Source organism: Citrobacter sp. CK189, from assembly GCF_030333505.1.
GTDB classification, from domain to species: domain Bacteria; phylum Pseudomonadota; class Gammaproteobacteria; order Enterobacterales; family Enterobacteriaceae; genus Citrobacter_B; species Citrobacter_B koseri.
In genome coordinates this window covers 722,473-745,111 of the sequence record NZ_JAOWFV010000038.1, presented here as the reverse complement: position 1 = coordinate 745,111, position 22,639 = coordinate 722,473, and the positions used below count along the sequence as shown (strand labels likewise).

Here is a 22,639-nt window from a genome sequence, read left to right as displayed (position 1 = left end):
GCGTCTTATTTTCGGAATAAGGGAAGTGGGATCACATTTCATTGACATAAAATACAATGAGCATTTATATAAACCTGTATTACGGAGGTTAATTTCGCCTTCTGACATCAAGATCAAAGAAGTCTTTAAAATATATTACCTGGTTTTCATTTCTTCAATTTATATTTTCACCAGAGAAAAAATACTTTATTACAATATTTATGCACAGAAAGCAGGCGACACTGACGGTATAATAGCCTTCATTGATTCACAGAATATATTTCAAATTCACACATATAGATATAATTTAATATTGACCCCGTTTTCTATTTGCAATAAATTCACCCCATCTGAAACTGAACAATTTCATATCATGGATATCACCGTTAAGGAACTACAGTTATGAACGCAAGAGGACATATTATATCAGGCGCACTGCTGGCACTGGCGTCAACGGGAACCTTCGCCGCCGAACTGAATGCCGGTACGATTCACTTTACAGGACAAATTATCGAACCCAGTTGTGAGATTCAGGGCGATGATGGAACGAACAGCACCGTGCCATTAGGTACTTACCCCACCTCGCTTTTTTCCACTCCAGGAACTGAATCAACGCTTGCCCCCTTTTCCATTGTATTAGTGGATTGCCCACTTAAAAGCGATGGTCTGCCCGCCGTTCAGTTAACGTTTAACGGGACAACCGCCCTGACAGGTTCTTCGACATTACTGGATGTCAGTAAAATCACTACCGCCGGAGATACGGCGGCAACAGGGGTCGGTATTGCCGTTAGCCCGGAAAATAAAGACACGCAACTCATTACAATGGATGGAGGAGAAGGACAGGTGTTTATCGAATTACCCACTCTGACGGGCGACTCTGTTCAGGCGAATTTCAATGCCCGTTATAAATCATTCGCGCAAACCGTCACTGCGGGCCCGGCCGATGCGGACATGACCGTAAATATACTTTATCGTTAATAACCTGACTTTACTCATTGATAAAATCCATAGCATCTTCTGGCATTAACAGATTTATTTCAGGAAGGCGAATCTGATAATAGTCCGAAAATGGACCCGGACTATTATCTCCCCCGCTTTTATATGTCCACTTAATATAAGTTAAGGTTATGCGTACTGTATCTCAGGTTTTATTATGCCTCCCTGTAATATTAACATCATTTAGCCATGCCGCTGGAATTCAGGTTGGCCGCACGCGCATTATTTATGACGCAGGGAAAAAAGAGGTCGCCCTTCCGCTGGTCAATAAAGAGAAGGAACTGCCGTGGCTGATCCAGTCATGGTCCGATACCGGCGACGGTAAAACGCGTGGGCCTTTTATTGTCACGCCGCCACTGTTCCGTCTTGACCCGCAGAAAGAACAAAGCCTGCGTATTGCCTGGAATGGAACCGCGCTTCCCACAGACCGGGAATCCCTGTTCTACATGAATGTGCGCACAATTCCCGGTACAGCCAAAGAAGACGATGATAAAAACGTGTTGCGTCTGATTTACAAAACGCGTCTGAAATTGTTCTGGCGTCCGAAGGGCTTGCAAGGTACGCCCACCGAGACCTGCAAGAACCTGCATTTTGTTCGTCGCGGCGAAATGTTAACGGTGGTCAATGAAGGCGCGTTTCACAGCATCTTTGACAGTCTGCTGCTCGGCAACACCAGACTTGAGAAAGCCGATATGGTCACTCCCAGGTCCAGCGTGCAAATCCCGGTGCCGAAAAGCGCCTCGGGAAACACCGTTAGCTGGCGTTGCATTACGGATTACGGCAACGCCTCTGACAAATATACTGTCACTCTGGCTCGGGATTAAACCACCTTATGGCTTTTGGCCCACCTCTTTTACGTCAGCGTCTCACCCCACTGGTGCGTTGCCTTGGCGGTATGTTGCTGGTCTCTTCCTGTGTCGCGAACGCGCGCGAGTATCGCTTTTCGCCTTCTGCGCTGGAGGGGAATATGCTGACGCAGCAGGATATCGATCTTTCCTTATTTTCTAAATCCAGTGCGCAATTGCCCGGCGTCTACGCTTCCCGGGTTATGATTAACGATGTGCGCCTGGATGATGCGGATATCACCTACCTCGGCACGCCTGGCGGCGAACTGACGCCGCAGCTCACGCCGGATATGCTAAGAAAATGGGGCGTGGCGGTCGATAAATATCCTGAATTAGCCGCACTCAATGCGGCGAAGCCACTGCCTGAACCGTTGAGCGCGTATATCCCACAGGCGCTGGCAACGCTCGATTTCTCCGTTATGACGCTGCGCCTTAGCATCCCGCAGGCCGCCATTGCCGGCACGGGTAAAGGTTATATTGATCCGTCACGCTGGGATGACGGCGTCCCCGTCGCCTTTGTCGACTACGCCTTTTCCGGTTCACAAAACCAGGACGACACGCAAAACAGCACCACTAACCAGTACCTGAATATGCGCAGCGGCACCAATATCGGTGGCTGGCGGCTGCGCAATTACGCCACCTGGAGCGACACTGACGGCAGCCATCACTGGGAAACCATCAACACCTATTTGCAGCACGATATTGACGCCCTGAAAGCGCAGTTTACCGGGGGAGAAAGCAACACCCGGGGCGACGTTTTTGACAGTCTGCAATACCGTGGCGTCAATATCGCCTCTGATGAAGAGATGCTGCCTTACAGCCAGCGCGGCTACGCGCCGGTGATTCGCGGCATCGCCAGCTCCAACGCCGAAGTGTCGGTACGTCAGAACGGTTATCTCATCTATCAGCAAAACGTCGCGCCGGGCGCATTTGAAATTAACGACCTTTATTCCACGACCAACAGCGGCGATCTGGAAGTCACGGTAAAAGAGGCCGATGGCACAGAGCGCCACTTTACCCAGCCTTATTCCAGCGTCGCCGTGATGCAGCGTCCTGGGCATATGAAATATGAAGTTACCGCGGGTCGCTATCGCGCAGACAGCGGAAGCGAACAAAATGAACCGGACTTCGTGCAGGGTAGCCTCATTTATGGCCTGAACAATAGCGTCACGCTGTTCGGCGGCGTAACCGCCGCGCAGGATTATCAGGCGATGAACAGCGGAGCTGGCCTCTCCCTTGGCATCGTCGGGTCGCTTTCCGCCGATGTGACGCTGGCGAAAACCCAGCTTGATGATGACACTCAGCACACCGGCCAGTCTTATCGCCTGCTCTACTCCGGGAAAATTGACACCACGGAGACAAACTTTACGCTGGCCAGCTACCGCTACTCTACCCGTGGTTATTACAGTTTCGCCGACGCGAATCAAAAGTACGACGATCATGAAGATGATCTGCTGTTTCGCTTTAACAAACGCAACCGGATTCAGGCCAGCATAAGCCAGAACGTGTCCGGCGCCAGCCTTTACCTGAACGGTTATCAGCAGGATTACTGGGGCACCGCCTACAAAGAGCGCAGTATTTCGGCGGGCCTGAATACCACGATTAAAAATATCAGCATCCACCTTGCTTATACCTACAGCAAAAGCAACGGCGAAGAGAGCGACCAGATGATCGCCTTCGGCTTCAGCGTGCCGTTAAGTCAGTGGCTACCGGGGGCCTGGAGCAGCTACAACATCAGCAATAACAAGCATGGCTACACCCAGCAAAATATCGGGTTAAACGGTACGCTGCTGGACGATGAACGCCTGAATTACGCCTTCCAGCAGAGCCATTCCAACCATGACGGCGCAGACACCAGCAGCGTATACGGTAGCTATCGCTCACAATATGCCAACCTCAATGCGGGTTACTACACCTCCTCTGACGATACGCAGCGCTTGAGTTACGGCGTCAGCGGTGCGATTGTCGCCCATCCACACGGTGTCACGCTGGCTCAGCCTTTAGGCAGTCAGTTTGCTATCGTCAACGCCAACGGCGCATCGGGCGTACGCTTCCAAAACCAGCGCGGCATTCAGACTGACTGGCAGGGCAACGCCATCATCCCGTCATTAAGCCCCTATCAGGAAAACCGGATTCGCGTCGACACCAGCAGCCTGCCGGAGGACGTTGATACCAGTGAAACCGCCGTGACGGTGATTCCTTCGCGCAATGCCGCCGTTTCCGCCGCTTTTGATGCGCATGTCGGCTATCGCACGCTCATAAAATTAACCCGCCCGAATGGCATGACGGTGCCTTTTGGCGCGATGGCGACGGTCGACGCCCTCGCCATCAGCGGCATCGTGGATGATACGGGTACGCTTTACCTGGCCGGGGTCGCCGACGACGTTCAGTTAAGCGTCAAATGGGGAAATTCACAGGATCAACAATGCACAGCCCACATCACGCTGGATCGCGAACACCACGCGGTCAGCCCGACCGGCATCCATTACCTCAGCGCGACTTGTCAGCAGGAACCGCAAAATGTTAAGTAAAATGGGAAAATACGCACGTCTTTCATTGTCCGCAGCAGGTCTTTGCCTGATGGCGTCCGCAACAGCCCAGGCCGCAACCATTCTGCGTGACTGCTTTACCGCGCCACAGTATTACAGCGTCACGTTCAGCAACGAAATCAACGCAAACGACAACACGGCCAACAATATTGTTAAATTTGATGAGCATATTGTCGGGAACGGCGTTGAAATGGCGGCAAACTGCACATGCCCTGGCAATGTGTTTGAATCAACGGCAATAATGGAATTGACGCTGGCCGGAAGCCCGCTTAATGCCGGTATCGCCGGGTACGGTTATCTGACTGAAAACATAGATATTGATGTTGCAGGTTATAGCGATGCCGTTAATTCTCTGGACGGTACCGGCCTGATTCAGATCAGCATTAACCAGTATCCGACGCCGGTGTCGTCGATGGGGAAAGTGATCGAGTCAATGAAACCCACCGAAGGTTCCGCCAGCGTCTGTAGCGACAGCACCCATCCTGGCGCGCCCGCCCCCGCGAAGCGAACGTTCAGATGGAATGTTATCGCCGCCACGTTTTATATCAAAAAGCCCATTCTCGGTATCGAAGTCATTCCCCCAACGATACTCGTGCAAAACTACGCCTGTCTCTATTTTGACTCAGGAAGCTGCGACGCTGGCAGCGCACAGCACGTATCAAATATCTGGCTGAGTGGCTCACTCTCTGCCCCGCTGAGCTGTACGATTAATGCCGGAAGCACCATTGAGGTTGATCTGGGGAAAATTGTGAGTAAACAGTTTGTCACCAGGGGTCAGCCTCCCGAAGGCTACGCCCTGAAAAACGTTGATATCTCTTACCACTGCGACGGCAATGCCGTGGGAAATACCGACAGAATCAAGCTAACGCTCAGCGCCGACCAGGGGGTTGTAGACAGCAGCGATCCCCTGATAGCCAAAATGCTCGGCAGAGACGACCTGGGAGTGAGAATCTTTAGTGAGGACAACCAAAATGTTGCGCTGGACGGCACCTTTGAATTTCCGGTGACGATGGATGAGCAAGGTAACGGCGCGGTACGCATCAAAGCCGCATCGGTGAGCACGACCAGCGCAACGCCAGCGCCCGGCGAATTTGAGGGCAATGTGACGGTAAAAATGGATCTGCGCTAAACGTTCCTCAGGTTGTCGGCACAACCTGAGGATACCTTACCGCATCAGAACCCGAGGCTATCCAGCAGGTCATCCACCTGATCCTGGCTGGCGACAACGCCGGCTTTGGTGGTGTCGACCTGTGGGCCATTGAGCAGGCTTTCATTCTCGCGTTTCGGACGTGAATTTTGCTCAGGGATGTTTTCCAGCAATACCATCAGCAGCTGGCGCTCAATCTCCTGGATCACATCCATCATGCGCTTGATAACCTGACCGGTGAGATCCTGGAAATCCTGCGCCATCATGATGTCCAGCAGTTGCGCATTGGTGAAGCTGGTATGCCCCGGCACATCACCGAGGAATTTACGCGTATCCGTAACCAGTTCGCGGGCGTCGGCGAGTTCAATCGGGTTTTCGAACCACTCATCCCAGCGTTTGGTCAGCGCTTTGGCGCCCTTCTCCATTTCATCCTGGTGTGGCTGAGAGGCTTCAACGCTGTTCAGCGCACGTTCCGCCGCCTGCGCCGTCATCTGTACAACATAGTCCAGACGATCGCGCGCGTCAGGAATCGCTTCCGCCGCTTCTGCTATCGCCTGATCCAGCCCCAGTTCGCGCAGGCTGTCACGCAGCATTCGGGTCAGACTGCCGATGCGCGCAATGATGTCCCCTGCTGAATGCTCATCAACAGGTTTAATTTGTGGTTGCATCATACTCAGACCCTCACATGCCCAGTTTCTCAAAAATTTTGTTGAGTTTCTCTTCCAGCGTCGCCGCAGTGAACGGTTTCACCACATAGCCGCTGGCACCCGCCTGCGCAGCCGCAATAATGTTCTCTTTCTTCGCTTCTGCGGTCACCATCAGCACCGGCAATGACGCCATTGCGCCATCAGCGCGAATCGTTTTCAGCAGTTCCAGACCGTCCATGTTGGGCATGTTCCAGTCAGAAATTACGAAGTCAAAGCCGCTTGCCTGCAATTTGTTCAGTGCGTCAACGCCATCTTCGGCCTCTTCGACGTTATTGAAACCCAGCTCTTTTAGCAGGTTGCGCACGATGCGACGCATGGTGGAAAAGTCATCCACAACCAGAAATCTGAGCTCTTTGTCCGCCATAAAAAAATACTCCTCGTTAAATACGTATTGCCTGTCCGGCACTGATTTTCGCCAGCATCTGCTGGCTTACCTGGCTAAGATCGACCACTTCGCTCACGCCACCCATATTGATGGCCTCGCGCGGCATGCCGAACACCACACAACTTGCTTCGTTTTGCGCGATAGTCCAGGCGCCAGCCTGGTGCATCGCTAACATTCCGGCCGCGCCATCGTTGCCCATACCGGTAAGGATGACCCCTACCGCATTGCGCCCCGCATGTTTCGCGACCGAATGAAACAGCACATCCACTGACGGGCGATGGCGGTTAACCGGCGGCCCGTCATGAATTTTGATTTGATAGTTCGCCCCGCTGCGCGTCAGTTCCATATGCTTGTCGCCGGGGGCGATGTAGGCATGGCCAGGCAACACGCGTTCGCCGTCTTCCGCCTCTTTCACGCTAATCTGGCAGAGCTTATTTAACCGCTCGGCAAACGAACGGGTAAAACCGGGCGGCATATGCTGGGTGATGATCACCGCCGGACTGGAAAGCGGCAGCGGTTGCAGCACATGACGTATGGCCTCGGTTCCCCCCGTCGAGGCGCCAATCGCGATCAGTTTTTCAGAACTGAGCAGCGGCCCCGCTTTTAGCGTCACAGGCGCAGCCATCGGCTTATGCGCCGCCAGGCGAGCGCGTGACGCGGTGCGGACTTTCTCTGCGATCATCTCGCTGTACGCCAGCATCCCCTCGCGAATGCCCAACTGAGGCTTGGTGACAAAATCAATCGCCCCCAGTTCCAGCGCGCGCAGCGTCACCTCTGAACCTTTCCCGGTCAGAGAGGAGACCATAACCACCGGCATCGGACGCAGACGCATCAGTTTCTCAAGAAAATCGAGACCGTCCATGCGCGGCATTTCCACATCCAGCGTCAGCACATCGGGGTTATATTTTTTGATTAAATCCCTGGCAACCAGCGGATCGGGCGCCGTCGCCACCATTTCCATATCGCTATGGCTGTTAATAATTTCGGTCATGATTTGGCGCATCAGCGCTGAATCGTCAACCGACAACACCCTGATTTTACTCATGCTTTGTCCTTACTTAGCGCATACACCGTCTGTCCGCGCAGGCTAAAGTCGCGCACGAGGTTGCTAAAGTTTTCTGAGTGACCCGCAAACAGCAGTCCGTCAGGCTTAAGGAGTGGAACAAAACGACGCAGAATGTCCTGCTGCGTTGTTTTATCAAAATAGATCATGACGTTACGGCAAAATATCGCGTCGAATGGCCCGGGAACGTTGTACTGTTTATCCAGCAGGTTGAGGGTGGAAAACTCAACGTAATTAGCCAGTTCCTGTCGCACGCGCACCAGCCCTTCATGCGGGCCTGTACCGCGCATGAAATAACGCTGCAACTGTTGTGGCGACAGCGTTTTCAACTCGTCCTGACGGTAAATCCCGCTTCTCGCCTTTTCCAGCACTTCGGTGTCGATATCGCTGGCGAAAACTTTCCAGCGCCCCGGCGCCATCCCTAAGGCATCCGCCAGCGTAATAGCGATGCTGTAGGGTTCCTCTCCGGTAGAGGCCGCCGCGCTCCACACACGGTATTCCCCGTTGCGGCGACGCGCGTGATCCGCCAGTACCGGGAAGTGATGCGCTTCACGGAAGAAGGCCGTCAGGTTAGTGGTCAATGAGTTAATAAAAGCCTGCCACTCAGCGCTGTTCTGGTTGGCTTCCAGCATGCTGAGATAACGGCCGAAATCATCCAGCCCCAGCGTTCTCAGGCGACGGACCAGGCGGTTGTAAACCATATCCCGCTTGTGGTCCGCCAGCACGATTCCCGCGCGCTGGTAGATTAATTGACATATCCGACGAAAATGCGCGTCAGACAGCGCGAGGCGCTGTGTCATCTGTAACAATAATGACGTTTGCCCGGTGGGCAGCGATGATGTCATAGCGCCTTCTCAATCACATTCAGGATACAACGGGTACCGCTTGCGGCGGCGCCGACTCTTGTTGTGTTACGACTTGCTCTTCAAGCTTAAATACCGCGACACGGGCAGAGAGATGGTCTGCCTGGTTCGCTAACTGATCGGTGGCGGCGGCGGCTTCTTCGACAAGCGCGGCGTTTTGTTGCGTCACCTGATCCATCTGGCTGACGGCTTGCGCCACCTGCTCAATTCCTCTGCGCTGTTCATCGGAGGCCGAGGCGATTTCGCCCATGATGTCGTTCACCTGGGTTACCGAGCTGACGATCTCCGTCATGGTATTCGCGGCGGTGTCCACCAGTTGCGATCCCTGATGCACACGGTTTACGGACTCCTCAATCAATCCTTTAATCTCTTTGGCCGCCTGTGCGCTGCGGCTCGCCAGGTTACGCACTTCGCCTGCGACAACGGCAAAACCGCGCCCCTGCTCACCGGCCCGCGCCGCTTCGACCGCCGCATTCAGCGCCAGAATATTGGTCTGAAACGCAATGCTGTCGATAACCCCGATGATGTCGCCAATTTTCTGCGAACTGGCGGCAATATCCTGCATTGTGCTGGCCATACGCGAAGCCTGGTCGCCGCCTTTTTTCGCGGTATCCGCCGCGCTTTTCGCCAGACCGGAGGCCTGACGGGCGTTATCGGCGTTCTGCCCGACCGTTGCCGTTAGCTGCTCCATACTGGCTGCGGTTTGCGCCAGCGACGCCGCCTGCTGTTCGGTACGTGACGACAGATCGTTATTGCCCATCGCGATTTCCGAAATGCCAGTATGCATCGCTAAACTGCCCTGCCGCACGTCGCTGACCGTTTCGCGCAGCGCCTGCTGCATGGCCTTCAGGCTGGCGAAAATAGCGGAAATCTCGTTGCGCCCATACACGGCGATCGGCCGCGCCAGGTTTCCGTCCGCAATGCTGTCAAAATGGCTGCCGATAATCGCCAACGGCTGAACAATCATTTTGCGTGACCAGAACAGCGCCCCGGTGGTTAACAACGCTGCGACGATCACCATCGTGATAAAAATGATCGCCGAGCGGTGATAATTGTCTTTTCCCTGTTCGCTGGCCGTCTCCAGAACACGGTTAATATCCTGCTGCCAGGTCGTGACGTTGGCGTCAAAGGCGTCCTGCGATGCCTGTACCGGCGCGGTCAGAAAATCCGACAGCTGGTTGCTTTCAAGCCAGGTGGCCTGATGCTCCAGATCGCTATACCACTGCGTATAACTCTTTTCCGTGGCGGCCTGTAACGCTTTCCCCTCTTCCGTACTCGCCTCTGTCGCCATAAAACCTTTAAACACAACGCCGGACTGCGCCAGGCTTTCCCGGGCGGTGGTCATCAGCTGTTTGATATCCTCGGGCGGATAGCTCAGCGCGGTTAACGTCCCGGCTTTATTCAGCGCGGTACTGGCCTGTAATAAAATGGCGCGTGTTTGCGCCAATGCTGCGCGTTGCTGATTACTCTGCTCGACCTGGTTCAGACTCTGAAAACCATCGCGAAATGCCCAAAAGGACAAGCCATTACTGCCAATCTGCAAAACACCGCAGAGGATCAAGATTAAAAACAGCGTGGTCGAGATTCGAATACGATTAAACATCAACGCTCCCATTAGGCGGCAAAGGCCACGATTAAAAGACGATCAAAATGTTTCCCAGTGAGTATCTTGTTCAGTTGCAAGCTGGCGCGGTTGCGCTGTACGCGGCGCCGCTGTGGTTGTATTCAGGTCTGTTTTTACGGTTAATGGACGAGATGCCAGACGAAACGCGGATACCGCCATCGTTAAACGGCTGGCCTGCTCTTCCAGCGCGGCCGCTGCGGCCGCCGACTCCTGCACCAGCGAGGCGTTCTGCTGCGTGACGCGATCCATCTCAGAGACGGCCAGCGCCACCTGATCGATCCCGCGGCTTTGCTCATCGGAAGCCGACGCGATTTCACCCATGATGTCCGTCACGCGGGTCACGGCGTTAACAATGTCTCTCATCGTTTCACCGGCGCTTTCCACCAGCACGGAGCCGGTATCCACCCGCGAAACGGAATCTTCAATGAGCGCTTTGATCTCTTTCGCCGCCTGCGCGCTGCGGCTTGCCAGGTTACGCACTTCCCCTGCCACCACCGCAAACCCGCGCCCTTGCTCCCCGGCGCGCGCGGCTTCAACCGCAGCGTTCAGCGCCAGAATATTGGTCTGGAATGCAATGCCGTCGATAACGCTGATGATGTCGGCGATTTTCTTCGAGCTGTCGGCAATTTCATGCATGGTGTTGACCACGCCATCCACCACTTTCCCACCGTGTTGCGCAGTGTCGGAGGCGCTTTGCGCCAGGTGCGACGCCTGACGGGCGTTGTCGGCGTTCTGTTTCACCGTCGCGGTGAGCTGTTCCATGCTGGCAGCCGTCTCTTCCAGCGCCGACGCCTGCTGCTCGGTGCGGGAGGAGAGATCGGTGTTGCCCGTAGCGATTTCGCTGGTGCCGGAATAGATGGCGTCAGACCCTTCACGTACCTGAGTCACTGTCTCTATCAGCGAACGCTGCATATGATCAACGGTTCCCGCCAGTTCACCGATCTCATTGCGCCCGGAGACGGTCAGCGTATTGGTCAGGTTGCCGCTGGCGATGTCACGAATATGAGCAATCACTCGCGCCAGCGGATTCAGCAAGGTATGACGAATGCCGTACCACACCACAACCAGAATCAGCACCAGGACAACCGCCAGAATACCCAATTGCCACTGGGCAAAATGGTAGTCACGCGCGCTCTCATCAAACGCCTTGCTGTACAGTTTTTCGCTCACGCCAGCGTATTTGCCCAGCGCTTCGCCAAGTGCGTTCTGCATCCCCTGGGTTGGCTGCGCGAAGTAGGCATCCATGTTGCCGTTTTCGAGGAACTGAACCAGTTCCGCCAGCGCCGCATGGTATTGCTGGTATTTTTCATCCACATTGCCGCTGGCTTCCGCCATCTCCGGCAGCGGATTAATATTTTTGAAGTTGGCATAATGCGTTGCCGCCTGCTCCAGCGTGCTTTTGGCGTTTTTCAGCAGGTCGTTTTTCGCGCTGCTCTGCTGATTAGAGGCATCCATCATCATGCGGGCCGAAGAACGGCTCAGGTTAATACGCGTTTGCAGCATGAGATCCCATGTCGAGGTCAGTTCGCTCTGCTGCTGGCGTAAATCATTTGAAATAACAAAACTTTGCTGGTTCTGCTGTAATGACGAAAACAACAGACCACCGGAAACAAGCTGTAGCAGTGCGAAAACCCCCAGCACCATCATCAGCATTGTGACAACGCGGATACGGTTAAACATAAGGCACCTTCCTGAAAACGAGTTATCAACGTTATCGGCACCAGAGAAGAGAACTTTACATTTGCGAAAAGGAAATAGAAGCAGGAAGCGCCGATCGGCAGATCGCGGCTGGCGGTTTTGGGGCGGCAACCAGACATTGACAGAAAAACATCATTATTATCATTATATTAACATTCATCACCCTCCTGGACAGTTTGCATTTTGCCGACAAAAACGATTCTTATGTGACCCCGATCACATAAGCACAGCCGTCAGAACACAACAAAATGAATAAATAATAAAAAATAGTTGTATCCCCCTGCGCTTTAATTCAATTTATATGATGAATATTTCAGTGCGACTCAATAAATAAAACAAAAGCGTTACTGACAACAACATGTTAAATCCAGCCAGAGGGCTTTTCAGTGGCAAGTGCAAACAAACTCACGTTATTTATCGTGATCTTCATGCTGGCAGGCATCCTGTCAGGCGCGGTGATTCACTCTTACGCGTCACAGGAGGCGATCGCCGCCTGGTCCGATAACATCACGCTCCTCACCGATATTTTCTTACGGCTCATTAAAATGGTGATTGCCCCGCTGGTCTTCAGCACGCTGACCGTGGGCATCATGCGTCTGGGCGAAACCGCCACTATCGGCCGCGTTGGCGGTAAAGCGATGGTCTGGTTTATCAGTTCTTCCGTGTTGTCCATTCTGGTGGGGCTGTTTATCGTGACGATTGAGCATCCGGGCAGCGGTCTGAATCTGGCAATTCCGGCAGAATCGGTCGACACCGGGCTTGCAGTGGGCGGTATGAGCTTAAAAGGATTCCTGTCGCACACCATTCCGACCAGCATTGCCGGGGCGATGGCCAATAATGAAATTTTGCAGATCGTCGTGTTTTCCATGTTCTTTGGTATTGGCGGCGCGTCGCTTGGCGAGAAATTCAACGCGCCGCTGGTCGCCGCCCTGGATGTGGTTTCACATATTATGCTGAAGGTGACCGGCTACGTGATGTACGTTGCGCCGTTGGCCATTTTTGCCGCGATCTCCTCGGTGATCGCCACCCAGGGGCTGGGGATTCTGCTTAACTACGCGTCGTTTATCGGCGGCTACTATGTGGCGATTCTGCTGACCTGCCTGGTGCTGCTGGCCGTGGGCTATATGGTGCTGAAAAAAGAGGTGTTCCGGTTAGTCAGCATGTTGAAAGATCCGGTGCTGGTCGCCTTTACTACCAGCAGCTCTGAAGCCGCTTACCCGAAAACGCTGGAACAACTGACGAAGTTTGGCTGCTCACGCAACATCGTGTCGTTTGTGCTGCCTATTGGTTACTCCTTTAACCTCGTCGGCTCAATGGTGTACTGCTCTTTCGCGTCGATGTTTATCGCGCAGGCTTATAATATTCATCTCTCTTTTGCGGAAATTACGGTGCTGATGCTGACGCTGATGCTGGCGTCAAAAGGAATTGCAGGCGTGCCGCGTTCTGCGCTGGTGGTGCTGGCCGCCACGATTCCGAGCTTCAATATTCCGGTGGCGGGCATTTTGTTGCTGATGGGGATTGACCATTTTCTTGATATGGGACGTTCCGCCATTAACGTGTTAGGAAACGGGATTGCCACCGCGATGCTGGCGCAGAATGAAGGTTTGCTGGAAGAGGACGCGGAAGAACGCGTTCCGCAGCAGTTAGTGGGGTAATGTATTTGCCGGATGGCGGTGTAAACACCTTATCCGGCCTACATACGGCGATGTGTCATGTGTAGGCCGGATAAGCGAAGCGCCATCTGGCACAAACAGAGAGCGCTTCACCCGTAGGCCGGATAAGCAAAGCGCCATCCGGCACAAACAGAGAGCGCCTCACCCGTAGGCCGGATAAGCAAAGCGCCATCCGGCACAAACAGAGAGCGCCTCACCCGTAGGCCGGATAAGCGAAGCGCCATCCGGCACGGGCAGTCAACGGTTATGCAACGTGGGAAGCGGCGATATCAAGCAGCGCCATCTCATCGCTGTTCAGCAGTTTCTCAATGTTCACCAGGATCAACATACGTTCGCCAAGCGCGCCCAGACCGGTCAGATATTCCGTAGACAGGGTAACGGCAAACTCCGGCGCCGGGCGAATTTGCTCCGCCGTCAGCGACAGCACGTCAGACACGCCGTCCACCACAATCCCTACCACGCGTTGTCCCAGATTCAACACGATGACCACCGTGTTATCGTTATACTCAACGTCGCCCTGGCAGAACTTCACGCGCAGATCGACAATCGGCACAATCACGCCGCGCAGGTTCGTCACCCCTTTAATAAAAGAAGGCGTGTTGGCGATGCGCGTGACCTGATCGTAGCCACGGATCTCCTGCACTTTCAGGATGTCGATACCGTACTCTTCATCTCCCAGTGTAAATACCAGGAATTCCTGACCTGACGGCTCGCCGGCCAGTTTGGTTACATTACTCATACCGGTCATATAATTACCTTTCTCACTCAATCAGGCGGCTGTGATCGCCATACGTTGTTCACGGTTTAAACCCTGCAATGCGGAGACATCAACGATCAGCGCCACGCTGCCGTCGCCCAGAATCGTCGCCGCAGAAATGCCTGGCACCTTGCGATAGTTGCTTTCCAGGTTTTTCACTACCACCTGGTGCTGTCCAATAAGCTGATCAACCAGCAGTGCGTAACGGCGACCGCCGCTTTGCAGGATCACCACAATGCCCTGCGTGGCTTCAGTTTTGGCGCCAACGACATCAAAGACCTTCCACAGTTCCACCAGCGGCAAATACTCGCCGCGCACTTCCAGTACGCGCTCGCCTCCGGCCAGCGGGTGCAGATCGTCTTCACGCGGTTGCAGCGATTCCATTACCGCATTCAGCGGCAGAATGAACACTTCGCCCGCCACGCGGACGGACATCCCGTCCAGAATAGCCAGCGTCAGCGGCAGCAGAATGCGAATGGTGGTGCCCGTCCCCTGCTTCGACTGGATTTCAACGTGGCCGCCCATCTCCTGGATGTTACGTTTCACCACGTCCATGCCCACGCCGCGACCGGAAACATCCGTCACCTGCTCGGCGGTGGAGAAGCCCGGCGCAAAAATCAACATGCCCACTTCTTCATCGGTCATGTTTTCGTTGACCGCCATCCCCTGAGAGACAGCTTTCGCCAGAATGCGCTCGCGGTTCAGCCCCGCGCCGTCATCGGTCACTTCAATGCAGATATTGCCGCCCTGGTGTTCAGCGGAGAGGATCAGATTACCGATCGCATTCTTCCCGGCTTCAAGGCGTGTTTCCGGCATCTCGATACCGTGATCGAGGCTATTGCGCACCAGGTGGGTTAATGGGTCGATAATGCGTTCAATCAGACTTTTATCCAGTTCCGTCGAGCTGCCGACGAGGGTCAGTTCAACCTGTTTGCCCAGTTTCCCCGCCAGGTCGCGCACCAGACGCGGGAAGCGGCTGAAGACGTACTCCATCGGCATCATACGAATCGACATCACCGACTCTTGCAGATCGCGGGCGTTACGTTGTAACTGACCCATGCTGGTGATGAGATCGCCATGATTAACCGGGTCCAGTTCATTAGAACGCTGGGCCAGCATTGACTGAGTAATCACCAGTTCGCCGACCAGGTTGATCAACTGGTCTACTTTCTCAACCGCCACGCGAATACTGGTTGACTCTCGCTCACGGGCCGGCTTTTCACGCTCGGCGCGCCCGGACTGCGGTTCGCTGGCGGCGGCTTTGGCAACAGGAACCACTGCGGTCGGTTGCGGCGTAGTTGCCACAGCAACAGGCTCCTCGACCTGCGCGACCGGGGCTGAGGAGACCGTCTCAAAGGCTATCTGATCGGCTTCAATCACAAAGCAGAGCACCGCAATGATGTCATCTTCCGCAATCGTGCCGTCGAGGGTCGCGGACAGCGAATCCGCGCCTTTCACCACATCCGTTAAGGTGGCCAGGTTGCCCAACTCTTCTTCAAGCAGATCGACTTCATTGGCTTTCAGGCGCGAAAGAACCACGCGCAGTTTGCTCTCTTCCGCGCTGTTTTCCTGTGCGACTGCCTCTTCCTGTATCGCCGTACCGTCGACGACGCTCAGTTTGGCAGCGTTAACCACCGCCGGAGCGGTTTCCCCTTTCGCCTCAAGCGCTAACTGACGTAACGCGTTGCAGATATATTCGAAGCTTGCGGCATCCGGCTCTTCCGAGCTTTTATAGGCGTCGAGCTGTTCCTGCATAATATCTTTCGTTTCCAAAAACAGGTTGATAATGTCGGTATTGAGCTGCATCTCACCGCGCCGGGCTTCATCCAGCAGGTTTTCCATCAAGTGGGTTGTTTCCTGCAAAACGGTAAAGCCGAAAGTACCTGCGCCGCCTTTAATGGAGTGCGCCGCACGAAAAATGGCATTCAGTTGCTCAGAGTCCGGGGCTTCAGGTGCCAAATCAAGCAGGTGCTGCTCCATGTCAGCCAACAGCTCGTCAGCTTCATCAAAAAATGTCTGATAAAAATCGCTAATATCCATGCTCACGCTATCACCTCGGATTGGCTGGTGGCGATGTGGGAACGCTTACCGGCGGGAGTGCCGCTGGCTGTTGTAAGACACTTACCGGCTCATTCTGGCTTTCAGCGTTTTCATGCAAAATGGCCTCTTCTGCCTGCTTGTTCAACACCAGCAGACTTATACGGCGGTTGATGGCGTCATCAGGACCGCGATCGCTCAGACGCATCGTGGCGGCCATGCCTACCACCCGTAATACTTTTCCATCATCCAGACCGCCAACCACCAGCTCGCGACGCGAAGCATTGGCGCGGTCGGCCGACAATTCCCAGTTGCTGTATCCCCGTTCGCCGCTGGCGTACGGGAAATCATCCGTATGACCGGAAAGGCTGATGCGGTTAGGAATACCGTTCAACACCGGCGCAATACCACGCAGAATGTCACGCATGTAAGGTTCAACCTCCGCGCTGCCCGTCTTAAACATCGGGCGATTCTGGCTGTCGATAATCTGAATGCGCAGCCCTTCCTGAACCAGGTCAATCTTCAGGTGCGGCCGCAATGCGCGCAGTTTGGGATCGGACTCAATCAGCTGATCCAGGTCGCCGCGCAATTTGCTCAGACGGCTCTGCTCCATACGCTTTTTCAGTTCATCAATATTGGGTTGCTTGTTCACTTCACCCTGCTGCTGGGTGTAGTCCTCGCCGCCGCCGGGGATCGGACTTTCACTGTTCGCGATGCGATGTCCGCCCGTTATCGCTGTTGCCAGTGGCGTACGGAAATATTCGGCAATTTGAATCAATTCTTTAGGACTGGAGATAGAAATCAGCCACATGACGAGGAAAAAAGCCATCATCGCCGTCATAAAGTCGGCATAAGCAATTTTCCAGGAGCCATGCGCCCCGCCGTGACCCTTATGTTTCCGCCGTTTTACGACGATAATTGGATGGGGCTGATTCTTCATGCTTCCTCGGTCGTCGTCTGCTGCTGGTTCGGGTTTCTCACTGCGCGTACGTGCTCTTCCAGTTCAATGAACGAAGGACGTTCGCTGGAATACAATGTTTTACGACCAAATTCGACGGCGATCGGCGGCGCATAACCGTTCAGGTTAGAAAGCAGTGTGATTTTTACGCACTGCATCATTTTGGTGGTTTCAGCGCTCTTTTGACGCAGCACGCTGGCGAGTGGCGAGATAAACCCATAGGCCAATAAAATCCCGAGGAATGTCCCCACCATCGCATGGGCGATCAGCGCCCCCAGTTCAGCCGCCGGACGATCAGCGGAAGCCAGCGCATGGACAACCCCCATGACCGCCGCAACGATACCAAATGCCGGTAATGAATCGCCCATCAGCGCCAGGCTGTTGGCAGGAACTTCCGCCTCGCTTTCGTGGGTTTCAATTTCCTCATCCATCAGCGCCTCAATTTCAAAGGTATTCATGTTGCCGCTGATGATCAGGCGCAGATAATCGACGATAAAATCAAGCATGATCGCGTCGGCCAGAATACGCGGATAGCTGGCAAAAATTTCACTCTCTTTCGGGTTTTCAATGTCACGTTCCAGCGAGAACATCCCCTGCTGGCGCGATTTGGCCATCAGGCGATAGAGCAACGCCAGCAAATCCATGTACATCGCTTTTGTGTATTTCGAACGACGAAACAGTAACGGGATCGCCTTTAACGTCCCTTTGATCGCTTTGCCGTTGTTACCGACAATGAATGCCCCGATCCCCGCACCACCGATGATGACGAATTCAGCCGGTTGATAGAGTGCTCCAAGGTGTCCGCCGGTCATCATGTAACCACCGAAAACTGTACCGAGAACTACCAGGTAACCTAATAAGATAAGCACGACATCATCCTTCCGCTGTTGACTAAAACAGGATGTACAGTCGGGCGAATAACACGTCGGCAAGGCAAAAAAAAGCAGCGGTAATCACTTACCGCTGCTGGAGTGTTTGTCCACACCGTATCGGTTAAACAGCCTGTTCGATCTGTTCATCCAGCAGTTGTGGAATAATATCGGCAGCATTTTGGGAAAGTTTACGTCTTTTTACTGCGCGGGACGGCGGCTGGCACAAACTACAGGCAAAACTCCCCGCAGGCTGATGCGCATGGGTAATAAAATTCCCGCCACAGCAATTACAGGTCGATAATTCAAGCAGCCCGCTTTCCACGAAACGCACCAGCGTCCATGCGCGTGTTAACGCCAACAATGGCCCGTCTTCCGCCTGCGGGCACTGTTCCAGATACAGACGGTACGCTTTAATGACCGCATCCACGCCGCTGCACAGACCGGTTTTGAGTAAGAACTGCCAGGCGTTGCAAAACATGGAGGCATGAATGTTTTGCTCCCATGTCATAAACCAGTCCGTTGAAAAAGGAAGCATACCTTTTGGCGGAGGACTGCCGCGTAACTCTTTGTATAATTTGATGAGGCGACCACGACTTAACTGCGTTTCGCTTTCCAGCATTTGCAAACGGGCGCCCAAAGAGATCAATTCCATCGCTAACTGGATATCGCGAGCTTCCTGAACAATGCTTTTTTCACTCATCATCAAGCCCTTTTCTTACGCGCCGCATCATCGGCCTGATTCACATCGTGTAACAGGCGTGTTGAAAGCATGATACCGGTATGAATTTGCTGAAGATCGTCAACGCGAGAATCCTGGGTCAGCTGGGTAACTGTCTGGTGGTTGTCAAAACGGAAATGACATACCAGCTGGTTCGTTTCGGCCAGTTTAACCATTTGTGGAAGAGTCAGAGTACCCAACGTGTTCGCCATCTCTTCACTGATACCAAGGCGGAACATCGCGGATGCTTTGTCCTGAACGATCAGACGCTGTGCAAGGAGTAAATATGACAGATTGATGTCATAAATGTGTTTCAGCAACTCGGATGTATGCATTGTTCCCATCCAGAATAACCAACTTTATTTTTATGCGGTGTAACCGCACCCCGTGATGTCGCCGGGAATCCCCGGTAAAAAAAGCAAAAAGGTCAAATGCATAGCCACGCCCAGGCACCGATGCATACAGTAAACCCCCCCTTAATGGGGTGTCAGGTTTTTACACGTTTACATGATTTATTACAAAATGCCTAAGATTTTTCCTAATTCGACGCAACTATACTCGTCAGCACGAACACATACAACGGAGCCGGGCTGCGAATTTGAGAAATATGTGATCCAGATCACATAAATCATCCAAATACTTAACATAAATCCATCAGTTGAACTTTTATTTTGATTATTTTTTAGCCTTTCGTTCAGTTTTTCTATTCCAGATACACGAATATGTGCGTAAATAATCACTCATGCGTTATGTTTAGCACCGTTAAAATAACATCTGAAAATATCCCCCTTCCTGAATATTCCTGTCGGGGACATAAAATAATTTAATCGTTTCTAAACAACCACTTAAATATTAAGCAGGGTTAACCAATAGACGGTATCTATGATGCATAACAAGTTAATTTTTGTTACATCGTAATTAACATTTTGTTTTCATAATTGGTCGATTTAAGTTAAAGCGCGTAATAACGTTTACAATGTGCGTTATGCCACTATTCCATTTATAAGAATAATTAATGAATTATTATGATAACCTTCACACTATCGTCACAGGAAAACATTGCAGAATTCGGCTAAACAGAGTAAAGCTGAAGAAGAAACCTCATATTCTTGCAATAAGGAGCGAGTTATGAGCTATACGCATATTCTTGTCGCCGTCGCCGTTACCCCCGAAAGTCAGCAGCTGTTAGCGAAAGCTGTCTCCATTGCTCGTCCCGTCAATGCCCGCATTAGCCTGATTACCCTCGCCTCTGATCCCGAGCTGTATAATCAATTCGCCGCCCCCATGCTGGAAGATTTGCGGGAGGTGATGCATGAAGAGACGCAGGATTTTCTCGACAAACTGAGTGCGAAGGCAGACTACCCGATTGAACAAACATTCATTACTTACGGGGAGTTAAGCGCGCATATTCTGGATGTGTGTCGTAAGCAGCAGGTGGATTTGGTCATTTGCGGCAATCATAATCACAGCTTCTTTTCGCGAGCGTCCTGCTCAGCGAAAAGTGTCGTTAGCGCCAGTGAAGTTGATGTATTGCTGGTTCCGCTTGCCGGTGATTAGCGGGCGTCAGGCAAGCTTTGGGAAGGTGGCGACCTTATTGCGATGCAGCGTTTCTGCGCTACGTGGCGCGACATCCTTTAGGTCGCGAATAAACCGTTGCTGCCAGTGATTAATATCATTTTTAATAATCGTCTCAAGCATTTCCGCGTGGCGTGAAATGCGTTCGGCAAGCGGCATGGTCAACGCGCGGTGGAGCGCCACGGCCACATCGTCCCGATCATAAGGGTTAACAATGAGCGCGGACGTCAACTCATTCGCCGCACCGGCAAACTGTGACAAAACGAGAACGCCGGGATTTGCCGGGTCCTGCGCGGCGACAAACTCTTTCGCGACCAGATTCATACCATCCCGCAGCGGGGTCACTAACCCGACATCCGAGTAGCGGAACACCTTCATCAGCAGCTTGCGATCAAAGTGCTGGTTAAGATAGTAGAGCGGCGTCCAGCCAAGCTGTCCATATTTACCATTGATACGCCCTGCTTCCGTCTCCAGTTGATGGCGGATATCCTGGTAAGCCTGCACTTCACCGCGCGAGGTCGGCGCTATCTGCGTATAGCGAATTTTCCCGTGGTGCTGGGGGTATTTCTCCAGCAGCGCTTCATACGCCTGGAAACGCTCCGGTAATCCTTTGGAGTAATCCAGACGCTCGACGGAAAAAATGTTTTGCACATTTTTCAGCTCCGCTTTTAGCTGCGCCAGTTTCGGCGGTAACGGCCCGGAAGCCTGTTGTGCGATCTCGTCAGGTTCAATGCCAATAGGATAGACCTCAGTACGGAAGGATTTTCCCCATGCCGAGTGGCTCTTACTGCCGCGCGTGGTTACTCTGGTCTGGCTTGACAGACTGTCCAGAAACGCCAGGCGGTCGTTTTCCGTCTGGAATCCTAGTAAGTCAAAATCACACAGTTGTTCCAGCAGCGTATCGTGCGGCGGCAAGGCATTGAAAATTTCCGGCGTCGGGAAAGGGATATGCAAGAAAAAGCCGATGCGATTATTCACGCCCCGCTTGCGCAATTCACTGGCAAACGGCAATAAATGATAGTCATGAACCCAGATAATATCGTCATCTTTCAGTAAGGGCAGCAGCTTATCCGCCAGCAGCGCATTCACCCGTGAATACCCTTCCCACGCGGGGCGCTGGAACTGCACCAGATCGAGTCGATAATGGAAGGCAGGCCATAAGACCGCATTCGAAAACTGGCAATAATATTCCTCGTAGTCCTGCTCGCTCAGATTAAAAGACGCCCAGGTCATATTGCCTCGTGTGACCTTTTTTAACGGCTTATCCTCGTTGCCCGTCTCGCCACTCCAGCCGAACCACAATCCGCCCGCCGCTTTCAACGCGCCCAGTACGCCAACTGCCAGGCCACCCGCGCCGCCTTTATTATCCGGGGGAGCAATTCGATTAGATACTACGACTAAACGACCCATAGCCATCTCTCCTGTCATTCATTAATTTTTTTTCTTGTTGTGGATTGTTAATTTCTTCCAGCCAGCGCCAGACCTCAGGAACGCCTGCCAGACGTCCTGTTGCCCGGGTCGCCCCGGCACCCACTTTGACTGAAATCCCTCCCAAATTATTGACGACGTCAAAGCCCGCCTCATCCGTCAAGTCATCGCCCACAAAGACAGGGATACGCCCTGCAAATGGCGCTTCTTGCATAAACGCGGCAATGGCCTCCCCTTTGTTCGCGCCTTTCGGTTTAATCTCCACCACGCATTTACCCGGCTGAAGCGCAAGCTGCGGCCATTTCTGCGTAATGTGCTGCGCCAGCGCCAGCAACGTCGCCTCATGCTGCGGCGCCTGCCGGTAATGCAGCGCAAAGGCCATGCCTTTCGCTTCCAGTTCCGCCCCTGGAAGATTTCCCAGCGCGGCGTGCAGCTGCGCGCTGACATCGCGTGCTATCGCCTGCGGAAGGCGCACGATATGGGTATTACCATTGATGTCACGGCGTTCCGCCCCATGCACCCCGGCGAGGGGAAAGCAAAAGGGGGCTGAGAGCGCATCAAGTTCAGCCATTGAGCGCCCTGAAATCAATGCCAGCGCCCCTGCGTTATGCGTCGAGAGGCGGTGTAACAGCTGGAGAATATTGTGCGGCACCACCACCTGATCCGGGTGTGGTTTAATCTCCGCCAGCGTCCCATCAAGATCGAAAAAATAAGCATAGTTTGCGGACAGTTCGGGGGATACGGTTAACGGTTCTGCCACCCTGT

Annotated in this window: 20 protein-coding genes; 6 read left to right on the top strand and 14 right to left on the bottom strand. The window is 53.4% G+C overall.

The genetic code is table 11. From position 1 onward, the window contains the following. The first annotated feature begins 381 nt into the window (after positions 1 to 381). From OGV83_RS13500 to OGV83_RS13485, 4 genes are all read left to right on the top strand, one after another. A complete protein-coding gene (locus OGV83_RS13500) occupies positions 382 to 957 on the top strand; it encodes a fimbrial protein (RefSeq protein WP_012131973.1) in 576 nt (191 codons plus the stop codon). Between the two features lie 149 nt (positions 958 to 1,106). Further along, positions 1,107 to 1,799 (top strand): fimbrial biogenesis chaperone, encoded by a 693-nt coding sequence (locus tag OGV83_RS13495; RefSeq protein WP_012131972.1) that lies wholly within the window; start codon positions 1,107 to 1,109, stop codon positions 1,797 to 1,799. An 8-nt stretch (positions 1,800 to 1,807) separates the two neighbouring features. Next, complete coding sequence (locus OGV83_RS13490) at positions 1,808 to 4,351, top strand: fimbria/pilus outer membrane usher protein (RefSeq protein WP_286463797.1); 2,544 nt, start codon at positions 1,808 to 1,810, stop codon at positions 4,349 to 4,351. Beyond that, on the top strand, positions 4,341 to 5,498 hold the full coding sequence (locus OGV83_RS13485) for a fimbrial protein (RefSeq protein ID WP_286463795.1): 1,158 nt from the start codon (positions 4,341 to 4,343) through the stop codon (positions 5,496 to 5,498). Before OGV83_RS13490 ends, OGV83_RS13485 begins: the two co-directional genes overlap by 11 nt. 44 nt (positions 5,499 to 5,542) lie before the next feature. Here the strand turns inward: OGV83_RS13485 and cheZ are convergent, their stop codons facing one another. The 6 genes from cheZ to tar are packed head-to-tail and all read right to left on the bottom strand — an operon-like array spanning position 5,543 to position 11,838. After that, on the bottom strand, positions 5,543 to 6,187 hold the full coding sequence (gene cheZ, locus OGV83_RS13480) for a protein phosphatase CheZ (protein WP_012131968.1): 645 nt from the start codon (positions 6,185 to 6,187) through the stop codon (positions 5,543 to 5,545). Between the two features lie 10 nt (positions 6,188 to 6,197). Next, positions 6,198 to 6,587 (bottom strand): chemotaxis response regulator CheY, encoded by a 390-nt coding sequence (gene cheY, locus OGV83_RS13475; protein ID WP_012131967.1) that lies wholly within the window; start codon positions 6,585 to 6,587, stop codon positions 6,198 to 6,200. A gap of 16 nt (positions 6,588 to 6,603) precedes the next feature. Then, positions 6,604 to 7,653 carry a protein-glutamate methylesterase/protein glutamine deamidase gene (cheB, locus tag OGV83_RS13470; protein WP_012131966.1) on the bottom strand — a complete coding sequence of 350 codons (1,050 nt, stop codon included), beginning with the start codon at positions 7,651 to 7,653 and terminating at the stop codon, positions 6,604 to 6,606. Further along, a complete protein-coding gene (cheR, locus tag OGV83_RS13465) occupies positions 7,650 to 8,516 on the bottom strand; it encodes a protein-glutamate O-methyltransferase CheR (RefSeq protein ID WP_047463139.1) in 867 nt (288 codons plus the stop codon). Before cheR ends, cheB begins: the two co-directional genes overlap by 4 nt. Positions 8,517 to 8,535: 19 nt before the next feature. Further along, positions 8,536 to 10,137, bottom strand: coding sequence for a methyl-accepting chemotaxis protein IV (tap, locus tag OGV83_RS13460; RefSeq protein ID WP_286463793.1), 1,602 nt, complete (start codon positions 10,135 to 10,137; stop codon positions 8,536 to 8,538). Positions 10,138 to 10,179: 42 nt separating this feature from the next. After that, on the bottom strand, positions 10,180 to 11,838 hold the full coding sequence (tar, locus tag OGV83_RS13455; protein WP_275055802.1) for a methyl-accepting chemotaxis protein II: 1,659 nt from the start codon (positions 11,836 to 11,838) through the stop codon (positions 10,180 to 10,182). 404 nt (positions 11,839 to 12,242) lie between these two features. On the opposite strand from tar, the gene OGV83_RS13450 reads away from it, so the two are divergent. Beyond that, positions 12,243 to 13,511 carry a dicarboxylate/amino acid:cation symporter gene (locus tag OGV83_RS13450; protein WP_047463133.1) on the top strand — a complete coding sequence of 423 codons (1,269 nt, stop codon included), beginning with the start codon at positions 12,243 to 12,245 and terminating at the stop codon, positions 13,509 to 13,511. A 262-nt stretch (positions 13,512 to 13,773) separates the two neighbouring features. Here the strand turns inward: OGV83_RS13450 and cheW are convergent, their stop codons facing one another. The 6 genes from cheW to flhD all read right to left on the bottom strand — a co-directional run bounded on the left by cheW (position 13,774) and on the right by flhD (position 19,206). After that, the gene (gene cheW / locus OGV83_RS13445) at positions 13,774 to 14,277 is read right to left on the bottom strand and encodes a chemotaxis protein CheW (protein ID WP_024130249.1); all 504 of its coding nucleotides are present in this window, start codon (positions 14,275 to 14,277) and stop codon (positions 13,774 to 13,776) included. A 21-nt stretch (positions 14,278 to 14,298) separates the two neighbouring features. Then, a complete protein-coding gene (gene cheA, locus OGV83_RS13440; protein ID WP_058669286.1) occupies positions 14,299 to 16,332 on the bottom strand; it encodes a chemotaxis protein CheA in 2,034 nt (677 codons plus the stop codon). A 4-nt stretch (positions 16,333 to 16,336) separates the two neighbouring features. Next, positions 16,337 to 17,263, bottom strand: a complete 927-nt coding sequence (gene motB / locus OGV83_RS13435; RefSeq protein WP_012131957.1) for a flagellar motor protein MotB — start codon at positions 17,261 to 17,263, stop codon at positions 16,337 to 16,339. After that, entirely contained in the window at positions 17,260 to 18,150 is an 891-nt protein-coding gene (motA, locus tag OGV83_RS13430; RefSeq protein ID WP_049010960.1) for a flagellar motor stator protein MotA, read from the bottom strand. The genes motB and motA overlap by 4 nt, the downstream gene beginning before the upstream one ends. A 124-nt stretch (positions 18,151 to 18,274) precedes the next feature. Then, positions 18,275 to 18,853 (bottom strand): flagellar transcriptional regulator FlhC, encoded by a 579-nt coding sequence (flhC, locus tag OGV83_RS13425; protein ID WP_024130246.1) that lies wholly within the window; start codon positions 18,851 to 18,853, stop codon positions 18,275 to 18,277. Positions 18,854 to 18,855: 2 nt separating this feature from the next. Further along, entirely contained in the window at positions 18,856 to 19,206 is a 351-nt protein-coding gene (gene flhD, locus OGV83_RS13420; RefSeq protein WP_024130245.1) for a flagellar transcriptional regulator FlhD, read from the bottom strand. A gap of 793 nt (positions 19,207 to 19,999) precedes the next feature. On the opposite strand from flhD, the gene uspC reads away from it, so the two are divergent. Further along, complete coding sequence (gene uspC / locus OGV83_RS13415) at positions 20,000 to 20,428, top strand: universal stress protein UspC (protein ID WP_012131952.1); 429 nt, start codon at positions 20,000 to 20,002, stop codon at positions 20,426 to 20,428. A gap of 6 nt (positions 20,429 to 20,434) precedes the next feature. Here the strand turns inward: uspC and otsA are convergent, their stop codons facing one another. Next, positions 20,435 to 21,856 (bottom strand): alpha,alpha-trehalose-phosphate synthase, encoded by a 1,422-nt coding sequence (otsA, locus tag OGV83_RS13410; RefSeq protein WP_024130244.1) that lies wholly within the window; start codon positions 21,854 to 21,856, stop codon positions 20,435 to 20,437. Further along, positions 21,831 to 22,634 (bottom strand): trehalose-phosphatase, encoded by an 804-nt coding sequence (otsB, locus tag OGV83_RS13405; RefSeq protein WP_024130243.1) that lies wholly within the window; start codon positions 22,632 to 22,634, stop codon positions 21,831 to 21,833. Before otsB ends, otsA begins: the two co-directional genes overlap by 26 nt. Positions 22,635 to 22,639: the final 5 nt, after the last annotated feature.

What these genes read in the sequence shown, in the direction of transcription:
- OGV83_RS13500 (WP_012131973.1), top strand. Translation starts at nt 382, where the DNA reads ATGAACGCAAGAGGACATATTATATCAGGCGCACTGCTGGCACTGGCG.
- OGV83_RS13495 (WP_012131972.1), top strand. Translation starts at nt 1,107, where the DNA reads ATGCGTACTGTATCTCAGGTTTTATTATGCCTCCCTGTAATATTAACA.
- OGV83_RS13490 (WP_286463797.1), top strand. Translation starts at nt 1,808, where the DNA reads ATGGCTTTTGGCCCACCTCTTTTACGTCAGCGTCTCACCCCACTGGTG.
- OGV83_RS13485 (WP_286463795.1), top strand. Translation starts at nt 4,341, where the DNA reads ATGTTAAGTAAAATGGGAAAATACGCACGTCTTTCATTGTCCGCAGCA.
- cheZ (WP_012131968.1), bottom strand. Translation starts at nt 6,187, where the DNA reads ATGATGCAACCACAAATTAAACCTGTTGATGAGCATTCAGCAGGGGAC.
- cheY (WP_012131967.1), bottom strand. Translation starts at nt 6,587, where the DNA reads ATGGCGGACAAAGAGCTCAGATTTCTGGTTGTGGATGACTTTTCCACC.
- cheB (WP_012131966.1), bottom strand. Translation starts at nt 7,653, where the DNA reads ATGAGTAAAATCAGGGTGTTGTCGGTTGACGATTCAGCGCTGATGCGC.
- cheR (WP_047463139.1), bottom strand. Translation starts at nt 8,516, where the DNA reads ATGACATCATCGCTGCCCACCGGGCAAACGTCATTATTGTTACAGATG.
- tap (WP_286463793.1), bottom strand. Translation starts at nt 10,137, where the DNA reads ATGTTTAATCGTATTCGAATCTCGACCACGCTGTTTTTAATCTTGATC.
- tar (WP_275055802.1), bottom strand. Translation starts at nt 11,838, where the DNA reads ATGTTTAACCGTATCCGCGTTGTCACAATGCTGATGATGGTGCTGGGG.
- cheW (WP_024130249.1), bottom strand. Translation starts at nt 14,277, where the DNA reads ATGACCGGTATGAGTAATGTAACCAAACTGGCCGGCGAGCCGTCAGGT.
- motB (WP_012131957.1), bottom strand. Translation starts at nt 17,263, where the DNA reads ATGAAGAATCAGCCCCATCCAATTATCGTCGTAAAACGGCGGAAACAT.
- flhC (WP_024130246.1), bottom strand. Translation starts at nt 18,853, where the DNA reads ATGAGTGAAAAAAGCATTGTTCAGGAAGCTCGCGATATCCAGTTAGCG.
- flhD (WP_024130245.1), bottom strand. Translation starts at nt 19,206, where the DNA reads ATGCATACATCCGAGTTGCTGAAACACATTTATGACATCAATCTGTCA.
- uspC (WP_012131952.1), top strand. Translation starts at nt 20,000, where the DNA reads ATGAGCTATACGCATATTCTTGTCGCCGTCGCCGTTACCCCCGAAAGT.
- otsA (WP_024130244.1), bottom strand. Translation starts at nt 21,856, where the DNA reads ATGGGTCGTTTAGTCGTAGTATCTAATCGAATTGCTCCCCCGGATAAT.